The 16,052-nt window shown below is 50.9% G+C and carries 9 protein-coding genes; 5 read left to right on the forward strand and 4 right to left on the reverse strand.

The features are described 5' to 3' along the window. Positions 1–33 precede the first annotated feature (33 nt). Together T499_RS0101250 and T499_RS0101255 are read left to right on the forward strand one after the other, a co-directional pair. Positions 34–2,157 (forward strand): TIM-barrel domain-containing protein, encoded by a 2,124-nt coding sequence (locus T499_RS0101250; RefSeq protein ID WP_033149468.1) that lies wholly within the window; start codon positions 34–36, stop codon positions 2,155–2,157. Between the two features lie 81 nt (positions 2,158–2,238). After that, positions 2,239–5,820 (forward strand): glycoside hydrolase family 38 N-terminal domain-containing protein, encoded by a 3,582-nt coding sequence (locus tag T499_RS0101255; protein WP_033149469.1) that lies wholly within the window; start codon positions 2,239–2,241, stop codon positions 5,818–5,820. 55 nt (positions 5,821–5,875) lie between these two features. Here the strand turns inward: T499_RS0101255 and T499_RS0101260 are convergent, their stop codons facing one another. The 4 genes from T499_RS0101260 to T499_RS0101275 form a co-directional block, all read right to left on the reverse strand. After that, positions 5,876–7,453, reverse strand: a complete 1,578-nt coding sequence (locus T499_RS0101260; RefSeq protein ID WP_013063819.1) for a PspC domain-containing protein — start codon at positions 7,451–7,453, stop codon at positions 5,876–5,878. 20 nt (positions 7,454–7,473) lie between these two features. Beyond that, entirely contained in the window at positions 7,474–7,827 is a 354-nt protein-coding gene (locus T499_RS0101265; RefSeq protein ID WP_013063228.1) for a PadR family transcriptional regulator, read from the reverse strand. 93 nt (positions 7,828–7,920) lie between these two features. Further along, positions 7,921–10,197 (reverse strand): GH92 family glycosyl hydrolase, encoded by a 2,277-nt coding sequence (locus T499_RS0101270; protein WP_369793362.1) that lies wholly within the window; start codon positions 10,195–10,197, stop codon positions 7,921–7,923. Between the two features lie 22 nt (positions 10,198–10,219). Further along, on the reverse strand, positions 10,220–12,718 hold the full coding sequence (locus tag T499_RS0101275; RefSeq protein WP_033149471.1) for a glutaminase family protein: 2,499 nt from the start codon (positions 12,716–12,718) through the stop codon (positions 10,220–10,222). A gap of 154 nt (positions 12,719–12,872) precedes the next feature. Between T499_RS0101275 and T499_RS0101280 the strand changes: the two genes are divergently transcribed. The 3 genes from T499_RS0101280 to gldL are packed head-to-tail and all read left to right on the forward strand — an operon-like array spanning position 12,873 to position 16,047. Beyond that, entirely contained in the window at positions 12,873–13,811 is a 939-nt protein-coding gene (locus T499_RS0101280; RefSeq protein WP_033149472.1) for a PorP/SprF family type IX secretion system membrane protein, read from the forward strand. Between the two features lie 14 nt (positions 13,812–13,825). Continuing rightward, entirely contained in the window at positions 13,826–15,262 is a 1,437-nt protein-coding gene (locus T499_RS0101285; protein ID WP_052173271.1) for a T9SS ring complex lipoprotein PorK/GldK, read from the forward strand. Between the two features lie 20 nt (positions 15,263–15,282). Continuing rightward, a complete protein-coding gene (gldL, locus tag T499_RS0101290) occupies positions 15,283–16,047 on the forward strand; it encodes a type IX secretion system motor protein PorL/GldL (protein ID WP_033149474.1) in 765 nt (254 codons plus the stop codon). Positions 16,048–16,052 lie beyond the last annotated feature (5 nt).

A 16,052-nucleotide genomic window follows, 5' to 3' on the forward strand; every position in this document is an offset into this window, starting at 1 on the left:
AAAAACAATTGGGTTAATTAATAGTTAGTAATCATGACTGTAAGAATCAGTTTTATCCTTAGTAGTCTGGCCATCGCATCTGTTGCGATGGCTCAGTCTGCATTTATCACCAACGATAGTGTGGCTGTGTTTTATCCTGCCCATTACGATGCTAAGCAGCATCAGCCTTCGCCCATTTTTGAACAGGAGCCTGCAGCTGTTAATCCGTTGGATGCCAAGTGGCCTCTGCGCGTGGCTTTCAGTCAGCAGAATGGTCATAGTATTGCTACTATCCGCGTGGTCGACGATGTGGATTTCTATGGCACAGGCGAGGTAACAGGTCCGCTGCGACGTAATGGTCGAACCATCGAGTTGTGGAATGTTGATACCCCTGCCTATGGTGTTGATGGCGGTACCCACCTTTACCAGAGTCACCCATGGGTGATGGGATTACGCAAGGATGGTACAGCCTTTGGTATCATTGCCGATAACACCTGGCGACAAAAGATTACCACCGCCGACCACGAGGTAACCTTTGATAGCGAGGGGCCTGCCTTCCGTGTGTTCATTATCGAGCGCCAGAGTCCTCAAGCTCTTATGCAGGCATTGGTTGGTCTCACCGGTACTATGTCGCTGCCACCCTTGTGGTCGTTAGGTTACCACCAATGTAAGTTTACCTACTATCCAGATAGTAAGGTGATGGAGGTGGCCGACAAGCTGCGCAAGCATCGTATCCCATCAGATGTAATCTGGATGGATATCGACTATATGGACGGCTATCGTATTTTTACTTTCGATCCAAAGGGCTTCAGCAATCCTAATCGTCTGAACGATTATCTGCATCAGAATAACTTTAAGTCGGTGTATATGATCGATCCAGGTGTGAAGGTAGAGAAAGGTTACTTTGTTGATGATCAGGGTACCGCTGGCGACTACTGGGTGAAAACACGTGATGGAAAGCCTTTCGAGGGCGATGTGTGGCCAGGCGCTTGTCACTTCCCCGATTTTACCCGTCCCGAGGTGCGTACCTGGTGGGCTACCCTCTATAAGGACTTTATGGCCAAGGGTGTGGATGGTGTTTGGAATGATATGAACGAACCCGCCGTGTTTGGACAGAAAGAGAGCACCATGCCGCGCGATAACCAACACCTGAATGGCGATGGTGGCGCTGCAGGTCCACATCTGCGTTTCCACAATGTGTTCGGCCTGAACATGGTGCGTGCCAGTCGTCAGGGTCTGCTGTTGGCTAACCCGCAGAAGCGTCCGTTCATCTTGTCGCGCTCAAACTTCTTAGGTGGTCATCGCTATGCGGCTACCTGGACAGGCGATAACCTCTCATCGCCCGAGCAGATGAAACTCAGCGTGCCCATGACGCTTACCTTGGGCTTGAGTGGTCAGCCATTCAATGGGCCTGATATCGGTGGATTCTGTGAGAACTCCAATGCCGAGTTGGTGGCTCAGTGGACGGCACTGGGTGTTTACTTTCCCTTTGTGCGCAACCACAATACTAAGGGTACTATCGATCAGGAGCCATGGGCTTTCGACGAAAAGGTGCTCGATGTGTGTCGTACTGCCATCAACCGCCGCTATATGCTCATGCCTTATATCTACACCTGTTTCCGCGAGGCCAGTGTGGATGGTATGCCCGTGATGCGTCCGCTGTTTATGAGCAATCCTAAGGATCTGAGTCTGCGTAGCGAGGATCGTGCCTTCCTGTTGGGACCCGACCTGATGGTTCGCCCCCAGTGGGCAGCCGAGGTGGCTCAGCCCGATGGTGGCAGTTGGCAGCCTTTCACGCTCGAAGACCATACCGATAGCTATCAGGCCGAGTTGCGCCAGCGCCCTGGTTCGATTATCCCTCTGGCTAATCTGGCTCAGAGCACAGCCGAGATGCGTACCGACTCGCTCACCTTGCTGGTATGCGTGGATGCCAACGGACAGGCCGAAGGACAGCTGTATGAGGATGCAGGTGATGGCTTCGACTATCAGAAGGGACAGTATCGCCTAACTGAAATGAAGGCCGTTAAGCTGAAGAACCAGCTCAAGGTAACCCTCACTCAGAAAGATGGACAACTGGCTCCCGTTCAGCGTCAGTTGCGTATCGGCTACGTAAATGGTGGCAGAGTAAAGTACAGTGCCTGGAAAACAGGCTCAGAAATTACCGTTTCCATCAAATAACTACAAAAAAGGCAGAAATGAGAACTCCGGTTTAGGTATAATTGGCTACTTTTGCGGCACCAACCCATTAATAAACATTCTATGATTAAGAAAAATTCTAAAAAAATTTTATCGGTGGCTGTGGCTGCGCTGCTCTCGTCGGGAGCTATGGCGCAGGCCGAGAAGAAAGCCTACATGGTAGCCGATGCCCATCTTGACACCCAGTGGAACTGGGACGTGCAAACCACTATTCGCGATTACGTAAAGAGTACCATCGACCAGAACTTGATGCTTTTGAAAAAGTATCCAAGTTACATCTTTAATTTTGAGGGTGCTGTGAAGTACAGCTGGATGAAGGAGTACTATCCGATGCAGTTTGCCGAGTTGAAACACTATGTGGCCAATGGCCGCTGGCACCTGACCGGTAGCGGCTGGGATGCCAACGAGGTGATTATCTGCTCGCCCGAATCGTGGTTGCGTAACATCTTGCTGGGGCAGACGTTCTACCGTCAGGAGTTCAATACAGAGAGCACCGATGTGTTCTTGCCCGACTGCTTTGGCTTTGGTTACACGCTGCCCACACTGGCAGCTCACTGCGGCTTGATTGGTTTCTCGTCGCAGAAACTGGTGTGGCGTACCAACCCCTTCTACGAGGGTGGCAAGCGTTATCCTTACACCATTGGCCTGTGGCAGGGTATCGATGGCAGTCGTATCATGATGACCCACGGTTTCAACTACAGTCAGCGTTACAACGACGAAGACCTGTCGCAGAACCAACAGTTGCTGCGTGAGATAGGTGAGAGTCCGCTTGGTCAGGCCTATCATTACTATGGTACTGGCGATATCGGTGGTTCGCCCACCATCGCCTCAGTGCGTGCTATCGAGAAAGGTATCAAAGGTAGCGGTCCGATTAAGATTGTGAGTGCTACCAGCGATCAGATCTACAAAGATTATTTGCCTTACGACAAGCACCCTGAACTGCCAGTATTCAACGGTGAGTTGCCTATGGACGTTCATGGCAACGGCTGCTATACTTCGCAGGCTGCCATGAAACTGTATAACCGTCAGAACGAACACCTGGGTGATGCGGCTGAACGTACAGCAGTGATGGCCGACTGGCTGGGCGCTGCCAGCTATCCAGCTGATGTGATGACCGATACGTGGAAGCGTGTCATCTGGCATCAGTTCCACGATGACCTGACTGGTACCAGCATTCCCCGTGCCTATGAGTTCTCGTGGAACGACGAGCTGCTGGCACTCAAGAAATTCTCTGATGTGCTGACACACAGCGTTTCTGGCATCGCCCGTCAGATGGATACACGTGTTTCTGGTCAGCCTGTTGTGGTTTATAACAATGAGACGACACCCGTCCGTGCCATCGCACAGGTGGAACTGAATGATAACCGCGACTACCGTGTAACCGATGCTAATGGTCATAGTGTGGCTTCGCAGGTAGTAGAGCGCGATGGTAAGCGTGTACTGCTGTTCGATGCCGATGTGCCTGCTACTGGTATGGCTGTATATGGTGTTAAGGCTGCTGGCAATAAGAAGATGGCTGCCGCCACCACAGGTCGAACCATCCAGTCGTCGCGTTATCAGCTCACCGTAGATGATTTTGGTGATGTAGTATCCCTCATCGATAAAAAGAATAACCGCCAGCTGGTGGCTAACGGAAAAAGTCTGCGCCTGGTGGTGTTCGACGACTGTCGTTCAGAGAGATGGCCTGCTTGGGAAATCCTGAAGCGCACACTCGATAAGACTCCGTTGCCTGTTCACGATGCTGTAGAGATTACCATCCAGCCTGGCAGCCTGCGACAGACTTTGGTTATCAAGAAGAAATATGGCGAGAGCGACATCATTCAGCGCATCCATCTGTACGAGGGTGCACAGGCCGATCGTATCGATTTCGAGAACGAGGTGGATTGGCGTTCGCTTAATGCCTTGCTCAAGGCCGAGTTCCCACTCAGCGTGGCTAATGCCGAGGCTACCTACGATATCGGTCTGGGTAGTGTGCGCCGTGGAAACAACCGCGATAACAGCTTCGAGGTGTATGCCCACGAGTGGACTGACCTGACCGACCGCAAGGGCGACTATGGTGTGACATTGCTCAACGATTCGCGCTACGGTTGGGATAAACCCGCCGACAACACCCTGCGCCTGTCGCTGCTCTATTCGCCAAAGCCCGGTCGTAGCTATGCTTATCAGGCCCGTCAGGACTTCGGTCATCATGTGTTCACTTATAGTCTGGTAGGTCATCAGGGTGAGCTTGATGCTGTTGAGGCTGTTCGCCAGGCCGACCGTCTCAACAGTCCGCTGCGTTCGTTCCATGCCGATCGCCATGCAGGTCAGTTAGGCCGTCAGTTCTCGTTTGTAAATTCTGATAATAAAAATGTTGTTGTTCGTGCCCTGAAGCGTGCCGAGGTGAGCAATGAGTATGTGATTCGTGTGTATGAGATGAGTGGTAAGGGAGCGCAGCAGGCTCGCATCAGCTTCCCTGCTGCTATTGTGAAGGCTGTTGAGGCCGATGGTACAGAACGCACCTTGACCGATGCCAAGACCGATGGCACCCAGCTGCTGGTAGATATCAAGCCTTACAGCGTCAAGACCTATAAGGTTCAGCTGGCAGGTCAGAAGTCTGCCGCTGTCGATGCCCAGTCGGTGGCACTCGATTTCGACCGCCACTGTTTCAGCTTCAACGAGTTCCGCACCTCGGGCAACTTCGAGGGTGGTAACAGCTATGCAGCCGAACTGCTGCCCGACGAAGGTATCACCGTGGGCGATATCCCCTTCACCTTTGGCGAGAAAGATGCTGCCAATGGCTTGACCTGTAAGGGTCAGACCTTGCAGCTTCCCACTGATAAGGACTACCGTCACTTGTATCTGCTGGTAGCTTCGGACAACGACGACCGTCAGGCCACCTTCACCGTTGCTGGCAAACAGCAAACCGTAGGTGTGCCCTACTACACAGGCTTTATTGGCCAGTGGGGACACGATGGTCAGACCGTTGGTTATCTCAAGGATGCCGAGGTGGCATGGGTGGGCAGTCACCGCCACTCAGGAGCCGGCGACGAGCCTTATGAGTTCACCTATTTGTTCCGTGTACGCATCGATCTGCCTAAGGGCGTTCGCGAGGTTCAGTTGCCTGCTGACGAGCATGTGGTAGTGTTTGCTGCTACTGTGGCTAATGATGCCAACGATGGCACTGCTGCAGCCCCATTGTTCCAAACATCTATCCTGCCCAATGCACAAACCACAGCTGCTGCTACCCAGCCCCAGGTGAACTTGTTGCGCGATGCTAAGGTTATCGCCACCTCAGGCGAGGTGAATAATAGCGAAAGCGCAGCCATGCTGATGGATGGCGACCCTGATACCAAGTGGTGCGATGCCCAGGCTGCCCCAAACTATGTTGTATTCGATTTTGGCAAGCCTACCACTATCACCCGTTGGCGTGTGCTGAGTGCTGCTTGTGAGCAGTTGGCTTATATCACCCGTACCTGTCTGCTGCAGGGCCGTAATAGCGATACCGAAGAGTGGCAAACGCTGGATATGTTCGAAGGCAATCGCAACAACTACACCGATCGCAGCTTCACTGCAACCAGCGTGCGTTACCTGCGACTTTTTGTGATAGCTCCTACACAGGGGCAGGATTCTGCCGCTCGTATCTACGAGTTAGAGGTTTATTAAATACAAAAAAGAGAGCTGACAAACATCAGCTCTCTTTTTTTGTTTGTGACCACGATTATTTCTTTGTATTTGGCAGGTCGGCTGTGCGGGTAAGTACAAAGTCCATGGCCGAGAACCATTTGGCGCGGCAGGTTTCGCCTGTGAATACCGCATCAGACGACATGCCGTAGGCTATCGAATCGCCAGCTACTTCTATGCTATCGATGGTGATGGGCTTCCAACCCATTTCGTCTTCTGGGTTATTGTTTACAGGGATGGTTTGTAGATGTTTCTCTTTACCCATGGCATAGATAAAGGTGCCAGGCCCCTCGGCGCGGGCGTAGCATGTAAGCTGGTAAATGCCTGGTTCAACCTTTTCCTTACGCTCGGCTTGGAATATCTCCTCGCAACGATCGTTAAACACATCCAAAAAACGCGCGTTATTATACCCCTGGCTATCCATAGCATAATACGTATAATGATCGCAGTTCTTGGCCTTTACCAGATTCCAGCTGCCACGTCGCAGGAAATCGGCATCATTCTCATCCATTTTTACACCCTGATAGGTGGTAGTAGAATCGATTTGGTAACGCTCCTGGTAATAGTCGTAATGATAATTGGCTATGGTGATACCTAAGGGCACTGCGATGCATACGGCGATAACCCAAAGCACGATGTTTACGATGCGCTGAATAACACCCATAGGGCGGATCTTGCCTGTGAGTGAGAGCACCATGTGGATAATGGCATAGATGGGCAGAAGCAATACCAGGAACAGGGCGATTACAAAGATGATGAGCAGTTTGGGGTTGCTAACCCATGCGCCTTCCAGTCCCATAGCTCCGAGGCTGAACGGTAGGGTACTGTTTAGTGGCAGCACCATTGCACTAACCGTGGCAATGAGCACGCCGAAGAATCCGAGCGATAGGGCAATGCACACGACGATTGAAATGATAACGACAAAGGCTATAACCATCTTCATGAGGATGATGAACAACAGACGCATAAAACCGGGGCGCTGTACGTGCTGCTTTTCGCCCTCAACCACTACATCGGCCAGGTTCTGCGGCGTTATATCCTTGCCTTCCATCTGCAACAACTGCTCGGGTGTTCTGGCTTCGGGAATAACGAGTGCCAACACCAGATAGATAAAGATACCCACACCATAGCAGAAGGTAAACAATATCATCAGGAATCGCCAGATAACAGGGTCGGTATTGGTATATACAGCAATACCAGACAGTACGCCTGCCAGCATCTTATCCTTGGGGTTGCGATACAGTTTTTTGCCAGCTGTACGTGCACGTACATTCTCATAAATCTTCTGACCCGCCGAACGGGCCTGCTCTTCCCAGTTGGTGCCGTTGCCTTCTTGTTGCTTCTCGCCATCCTCGCCAGTAAGCTCTTCGGGCTTGCCGATACGGGTGATGATTTCCTTAACATGCTCGATGGTGATGGCCTCGATGCCTTGCAGGCGCAGTTCGTCGAAGAGTTCGGCGATGCGGGTCTCGATGTCGTCCACAATCTCGTCGCCGCCCTCCTGTTTCCCAAACGATGAACGGAGCGAGTTAATGTACTGCTGCAGCAGCTCGTAGGCATCCTCGTCTATCTGAAACAGACGCCCACACAGGTTGATGGTAATATTCTTTTTCATAACTTTAATCTTTCAATTCTTCAATCCTTTACTTCCAATAACTTGGGGGTTACATTCTTTAGATAATTAATGGTGTTAGAGAGTTCCTGCCAGGCTGCATCCAACCCTTCGAGAAACTTTTCACCCTCTTTGCTCAGGGCGTAATACTTACGAGGCGGTCCTTGGGTTGACTCCTGCCATTCGTACTGCAGCAAACCATCGTTCTTAAGTCGGGTTAATAGTGGGTAGAGTGTGCCCTCAACCACCAGTAGCTCGGCGTTTTTTAGTTGTTGGATAATGTCGCTGGCATACGATGGGCGATGCTTCAAGAGTAGCAGTACACAATACTCGAGCATGCCTTTACGCATTTGCGACTTTGCATTTTCAATGTTCATATCTTTACCGTTTTAAAAGATTTCTGCGGCAAAGATAAGCAAAAACTTAGTACCTTGTATAACAAAGTACCAAGTTTTTGCAAGGAATTATATCTATTTAACAATTAGGCTGTTATTTGAGAACGAGTAGGGGAGGCTGTTCTCGTTAGTGCCTCGTTGCTGATTGGGCTTTGACGACATACGATAATCGATACGGCCACCCTTCAGCAGGTCGGTGTGCTCCAGATAGTTCTTATCATAAGCAGCACCATTCACGCTCATCTCGCTTACGTAGCAGTTTTCTGTGCTGTTACTGTCGGCATTGATAACCAGTGTTTTGCCGTTGGCCAGATGCAGGGTTATCTTATTAAAGTAAGGTGTGCCCAGTGCATACTGCCCTGAACCCGGACAAACGGGATAGAAACCGAGAGCTGAGAACACATACCAGGCCGAAGTCTGTCCGTTGTCCTCATCGCCGCAGTAGCCATCAGGTGCTGCCTGATACATGCGGTCCATCACCTGACGCACCCAGTACTGAGCCTTCCAAGGCTGTCCTGCCCAGTCGTACAGATAAATCATGTGCTGGATGGGCTGGTTACCATGGGCATAGTTACCCATATTCATGATCTGCATCTCGCGAATCTCGTGAATCACTGCACGATAATAGCTCTCGTCGAAAACAGGTGGCAGGTTAAATACGGAGTCGAGCATAGCTACAAAGTTCTCCTTACCTCCCATCAGACGAATCAATCCTGCAGGATCGTGGAAAACCGACCAGGTGTAGTGCCATGAGTTACCCTCGGTAAAGGCGTCGCCCCACTTCAGTGGATTAAACGGACTCTGGAAGGTACCATCCTCATTTCTGCCACGCATCAATCGGGTTTCCTTGTCGAACACGTTCTGGTAGTTCAAGGCACGCTCCTTATAAGGTTTCAGTTCTTTCTTAGATTTGCCGAGTGCCTGTCCTAAACGATAGATACACCAGTCGTCGTATGCATATTCTAAGGTGCGTGCCACATTTTCTTTGATACCAACATTATAAGGCACATAGCCCAGACGGTTATAATATTCAAATCCCAGTCGGCCTGTGCTTGATACCTGAGGATGAACAGCATTGGCACCGTGCTTTACAGCCTGCCAGAGTGTCTCCACATCGTAGCCGCGCATGCCTTTCAGATAGGCATCGGCCACCACCGCGGCTGAGTTGTTGCCCACCATGCAGCCGCGATGACCAGGACTGGCCCACTCTGGTAGGAATCCACTCTCCTTATTGGTGTTCACCAATCCCTCCTGCATCTGCTGGCTCATCTCAGGATATACCAGGTTGAGCAGTGGAAAGAGCGAACGGAAGGTATCCCAGAAACCAGTATCGGTGAACAGACGTCCGCTGTGCACCTGTCCGTCGAAAGGACTGTAGTGTACAATCTCGCCAGCCTTGTTTACCTCGTGGAACATACGGGGGAATAGAACCGAACGATACAAACAAGAATAGAAGGTGCGCAAGTGATCAACATTGTTGTCTTCAACCTCCAGTCTACTAAGGATGGTGTTCCAACGCTGGCGACCGTCATTGCATACGGTGTCGAACGAGCGATTGCTAACCTCTTTCAGGTTCTGTCGGGCCTGCTCGGCGCTGATGAACGATGAGGCTATACGCAAGGTTACAGTCTCGCCACGAACCGTTTGGAATCCTACTACTGCACCGGCATGATTACCTTCAAAATCGCGTTTGTCGGCCTGTATCTTGCCATCTGCTACTGTAGAGAGGAATGTGAACGGCTTGTCGCTCTCAATCACAAAATAGTTCTTAAAGTTCTCAGGTACGCCGCCACTATTCTTGGTGGTATAACCCTCAATGTGGCAATCGTCGATAATGCGTACCATCGAACCCTTATCAAAAGCATCCACTACGATGCGTGACTCTTTGGAGTCGGGGTAAGTGAATCGCATCACAGCGGCACGTTCAGTGGGTGTTACCTCGGCTGTGATGTCGTAATCAGCCAGATACACCTTATAGTAATACGGACGGGCCGTTTCGGCCTTATGCGAGAACCAGGAGGCACGCTTGTCCTCATCGAACACGGTGCCAACAGTGGGAAGGATGGCAAACTGTCCGTAGTCGTTTATCCAGGGCGAAGGCTGATGGGTCTGCTTCAATCCGCGAATCTTACTTGCGTCGTAGGTATAAGCCCATCCGTCGCCCATCTTTCCAGTCTGAGGCATCCAGAAATTCATGCCCCAGGGGAGTGCGATAGCTGGGTAGGTATTGCCAGTTGAGAGTGCGTGGTTTGATTGTGTGCCTACCAGCGTGTTGACATAATCAACAGGTGCGGTGGCTGCCACAGCACTGCCCCCAAGGAGCAGTGCCACAGCCAAAAGACTCTTTCTCAGATTCTTTTTCATAACAACAATATTACTTAACTAACAATCTCATCCAATAACCACCAATAACCGAGCGAGCTTTGAATCCAACCATCATTCCGGTCTTTGTCTCGTGCCAGTCGCTGATAGGCACGCGCGACTGCGTCTCGTCTATATATTTGTAGATAGGTTCCACAAACTTCAGGAAGGTATCCTTATCGTTGGCCATCGCTGCACTCCACATAATCCAGTCGGTCTTAGTATAGTCCTTACGGATGTCGAGTGGCAGACCGTAGGTGTTCTGCTGCTTCAGGTAGTAGCTTACCTCGCGCTGCATCACCTCATCGCCAAACAGGTTGGTGTTCCACAGTTTGTCCCAGATCATATTATATTTCTGACTCCAAGTGTTCTGGCGGTCGAATGCCAACTTGTAGTGATCGCCCTCACGAGCATCGGCCTCCCATTTCTTGGCCATCTGGCGGGCACGGTTCATATAGCGCTCGGCTGTAGCGGCATCGCCTTTCATGCGGGCCATCAGCGCATAGCCTGCTACGCCCATGATAGCTTTAACCGAAAGGTTACAGTTGTGTGGCCAGTGGCCAGCAAAGTCGTCGGTACACAACTGGTTCGATGGGTCCTGTCCGTTCTCTACCAGATAGTCGGTCCACTGGGTAAGAATGTCCCAGTAAGGCTTTACGTAATCGATGTTACCATCCTGGATGCAGAGCTGTGCAGCCAGAGTCAGCATGTTACCTGCCTCTTCGATAGGCATGTCGCCACCATATACCTGTCCGTTGGCAATGGGGTAGGTGCCCAGGTCGTGAGCAGCAAAGGGCTTGGTCCAGCGACCAGAGCGACTATACTCAAAAATACTGGTCATCATGGCTTTCTGCAACTCAGGGTTGTAAGCCAGGAAGAGTGGTGCCGATGGATAGGTAAGATCCACGGTGTTTACGCAACCGTTAGAGTTGTTCTCCTTCGAGAAGTACAGCAGATGTCCCTCGTTGTCCTCGAACAGCTTATGTGCTGCCAGCACGTGGCGATAAGAGCCAGAGAGAATCTCGGCATAGTGCGCATTACCTACCTTCAGGGCATCGTCGTAAATCTGCTTATCCATGGCGCGGCAACGCTCCATAATGCTCTTGTAATTACGGTTCAGCTTATTGAAAGCGTCGAAGATATCCACCTTGCCACCATGTGCCCAGTAGGCCTTGTAGCGCTGGTACATATACTCGATATCCTCAACCTCGTCGTAGCCAATCAGCGAGAACGATGCCTGTGGCTGCTGGTCAACCTTACCAAAGTTATGAACATAGGCCAGTACTGGGGTGTCGTTTTGCTTGTAAGCACGCACCAGCTGCTGACCGCAGTTCAGGTCGCCCTTGGCCATAAAGCCGTTGATAATGTTGTTGTAGCTGTCGAGTGATACCTTGCCGTTGAAGTCGGCTACATACAGATAACCCCAATCTATGCCGATGCCATCGCCTTTCTTGGCCAGGATGGGCTGATCGATAGTACCTGTCTTAAGATACTTCACACCATTCACTGAAACCACTGTCGACTCTGTGGGCTGATGAGGCTTGTTGGTTGCAATCTGTGGACTTGCCAACAATGCAAACTGCACGTCGTGCTTCTTGCGGTCTAAGCTCTTTACCTGATACGAAACATACGAAACGGGGGTAGAGAGCAGGTCGAGATCATCAATCAGCATAGGCGATGTGAACACCACATTCAATGCTACCGGACCGCAGGTAAATGTGTAGTAGGTTGAAGTGGCCATCACGTCGACGCTCTTCTGTACAGCCGTCTTAACCGAGGTTGCCTCGATACCGATGTTGGCATACAATCCAAAGTCGGCATAGGCACCGCCCGCATTATTGTATACGTGCAGAGCCATCACGTTGCGTCCCTCGTGCAGCAGCTGCTTCTGCTGGGCATTCAGGTGTACCGACTCATTGAATACGGCATCCATACGACCTGTTGCCACCTGTGTGCCGTTGATATACAGCTCGCAGGCATCATCGTGTGAGTACAAGGCATAGAGGTCGCCTTTCAAATCCTCGGCTGTCAGGTTAATCTCACGACGGATATAGATATCACTATGTTCCTTGCTCCACCCCGTGCGGATGTTGTCGCCAGCATTACCAAACGCAGCGCGACCTTTCTGCCAGCCATCGGCTTTGAAATCTGGCTTGTGCCAACCATCAGTCTGTTTAGTCTCTGTGTACTGACCCTCCCAAGCTGCCTCGTCGCTCATCGGGGCGATGGCTTTCAGCACCTTGTGCTCTTTGTCGCCCATAAAGCGGTAGGTAGTGCCATCCACGCGCAACAATCCTTCCAAAGGTTTCTCGTCGCCTGTCCAAAGACGTGTGTTGCCTTCGGTTAACTTGTCGTAGGGCGACCAGATTGAAAAATAGGGATCGTTAACCACAATGGGTACTGCAGGGAGTCGGAGCGCTGTTTGTTTGTAGGGTTTAAACAGTTCTGTTTGTGCAAAGGCACAGGTAACGGCTAATGCCATACCTAATAAGGTAGTAAGTTTCTTTTGCATACTAAGTTTTTAATTTTTGTGTTAAATAAAATAAGTCGGTTGCAAAAATACTGCTTTTCGCCCAATTGCGAGGTTAATTATCGGTTATTTATCACTTAAAAATGTTAAACGCCTCCAAACACAATAAACAGCGCGGAAATACGTTTTATAATATGTGAAACGTTTCATTATCGCAATAGTAGGGCTGTGGATTGTGGCTGCAACGGTGCGGGCGCAATACGATGTTTCCTTTGCTCATTACTGGGCAATGGAGCCATCATTTAACCCCGCGACTGTGGGTAAGAAGGCTAAGTTGAATGTGACTGGGGCCTATGGGCTGCAGCTGGCAGGCTTTGAGCACAACCCAAAAACCATGTACGCGGCGGCCGACATGCAACTGTATGGCTTGGGTACCTATCATGGTGTGGGTGTGCAGCTGCTGAACGATGATATCGGACTGTTCTCGCACAAGCGCTTGGCTGTGCAGTATGCCTACCAGCGACGGGTTCTGAAGGGCAAGCTGAGCGTAGGTGTGCAGTTGGGTATGCTGGGCGAGACGTTTGATGGTAGTAAGGCCGAAATGCCCGAGGATGGCAGCGACCCCGTATTGTCGAGCTCGTCGATTAACGGATCGGGACTTGATATATCGGCAGGCATCTACTATCAGACCCGAAAATGGTTCATGGGAGCATCGGTTCTGCACCTTAACAACCCCGTGGTAACACTGGGCGAAACCAGCGAACTGAGCATTGATGCAACATATTATTTTACCGCTGGATACAATATTCAGCTAAATCATCCGTTTTTTAAAATACAGACCTCTGTGTTAGGGCGCACCGATGGGGTGGCCTGGCGGGCCGATGTAACAGGGCGCGTAAGGTACGAACACGATAAAAAGATGTTGTACGCAGGCCTTTCGTATAGTCCTACCAACTCAGTAACGGTGCTGGTAGGTGGCCGATGGCACGGCATACATCTGGGCTACAGCTACGAGTGCTATACCAGCGCCATTAACGTGGGTAACGGCAGTCATGAACTGTTTGTGGGCTACGAGACAGAGTTGAATCTGTATAAAAAGGGCAGAAATCTGCATAAGAGCGTAAGATTACTATAGTAAATAAGATAAATATGAAGAAACTGATAGGACTATGCACCGTTGCGGCACTGATGCTTACTAGCTGTTTTGGCGGTAAGCTGATGACAGCCAATGGCGGTGAGGTGACAGGTACCAGTGGCAGGGCTTTTACCGAACCTACGCCCTACGGTATGGTGCTGGTTAAGCGTGGCCATGTGAAAATGGGTATTGAGAACCAGGATTCGCTGTGGGGTAAGAAAACACCCGTACGCGATATCTCGGTAGATGGATTCTGGATGGACGAGACCGAGGTTACCAACTCGAAGTATCGCCAGTTTGTGAATTATGTACGCGACTCTATCCTGCGCGAGCGTCTTTCAGAGATTGACGAAACCTACAAGACGGTAAAGACCGACCGCGAGGGTAACGAGATATCGACCGTGCTGAACTGGAAGAAACCGCTGCCCCGCCGCCCAAGCGAAGATGAGCAGGAGATTATTGATGCGATGTACGTAACCAATCCCGTAACAGGCGATAAAATGCTGGATTCCCGACAGCTTAACTACCGCTACGAGGTGTACGACTATACCGCCGCAGCCCTGCGTCGTAACCGACTGAACCCACAGGAACGCAACCTGAATACCGACCTGACAGTTGATCCCGACGAGCAGGTGTGGATATCGAAAGATACGGCCTATGTGGATGACGAGGGGCGTATTGTTCGCGAGAGTATCAATCGTCCGCTTTCGGGACCGTGGGATTTCCTGAATACCTATATCGTAAACGTATTCCCCGACACCACGTGCTGGGTAAACGATTTCCCCAATGCTGATAACGAGATGTATCTGCGTTACTATTTCTCGAATCCCGCTTACAACGATTATCCCGTGGTAGGTGTAACCTGGGAGCAGGCCAATGCTTACTGTGCCTGGCGTACTGAGTATCTGCTGAAAGGCTTAGGTCCCGCAGCCCGTTATGTGCAGCGTTACCGCCTGCCAACCGAGGCAGAGTGGGAGTATGCCGCCCGTGGCAAGGATCAGAACGAGTTCCCATGGGATAACGAGGATGTGGCCAGTGGCAAGGGGTGTTTTTATGCCAACTTTAAACCCGATAATGGCAACTATACCAAGGATGGCAATCTGATTACCAGTAGGGTGGGCATCTATTCGGCCAACTCGAATGGACTTTACGATATGGCAGGTAATGTGGCCGAGTGGACCAGCACCATCTATACCGAGGCAGGTGTTGAGGCAATGAACGATATCAACCCCACACTGAAGTACAACGCTGCTCAGGAGGATCCCTATCGCCTGAAGCGTAAGAGTGTGCGTGGTGGTTCGTGGAAGGATCCCGAGTCGTATATCCGTTCGGCCTGGCGTACAGCTGAGTATCAGAACCAGCCCCGTTCGTATATTGGATTCCGCTGTGTGCGCAGTCTGGCCAATTCAACCAGCGAGCGCGCCAAAAGCACAAAAGGTAAGAGAAAGTAAACACTAAATACGCAATAGTTATGACGATATACAGCAAATATAATGTAATTTACCGCTTGCAGAAGTGGATGGACAGTGTGCCAGGACAGACGTTCCTGAACTACGCCTACTCGTGGGGCGCAGCAATCGTTATCTTAGGTACGCTGTTTAAGCTTACCCACCTGAAGGGCGCCGATTTCTTCTTGTTCCTTGGTATGGGTACCGAGGTGCTGGTTTTTTTCCTTTCGGCCTTCGATCGTCCGTTCGACAAGACTACCGATGGTATGGTGCTGGATACCCACGTGAACGTGAATGGTGAAGCGCCCGTTGCAAGTAAAGGCGGCAGCGCAACTGTAGTAGGTGGTAATGGTGGAACCATCATCATTAATGGCAACGGTGGTACCTATACTGGCTCATCGACCAATTCACCGTCGACACCCAGCGCCCAGCCTGCAGCTGTTCAGTCGGCAGTTGCAGTCCAGCCGACATCTGTTTCGGCTCATCCCGAGCTGGATGCTGCTACATCTACCTACGTAGAGGAACTGAAGCATCTGACTGAGACCCTCTCGAAGGTATCGGCCCAGAACGAGAAGCTGGCTCACGACTCTGAGGAGATGGAGAACCTGAACCGCACGCTAACTGGCATCTGCAAGGTTTACGAGATGCAGTTGAAGAGTGCCAGCGCCCAGATTGGTACGATCGATGATATTAACGAACAAACCAAGAAGATGGCCGCCCAGATAGCAGAACTGAATAAGATTTATAGCCGTATGATTGAGGCAATGACGGCTAAGATGAACGCATAACGACT

The sequence above is a fragment of the Prevotella sp. RM4 genome (assembly GCF_000701965.1).
Taxonomy (GTDB): domain Bacteria; phylum Bacteroidota; class Bacteroidia; order Bacteroidales; family Bacteroidaceae; genus Prevotella; species Prevotella ruminicola.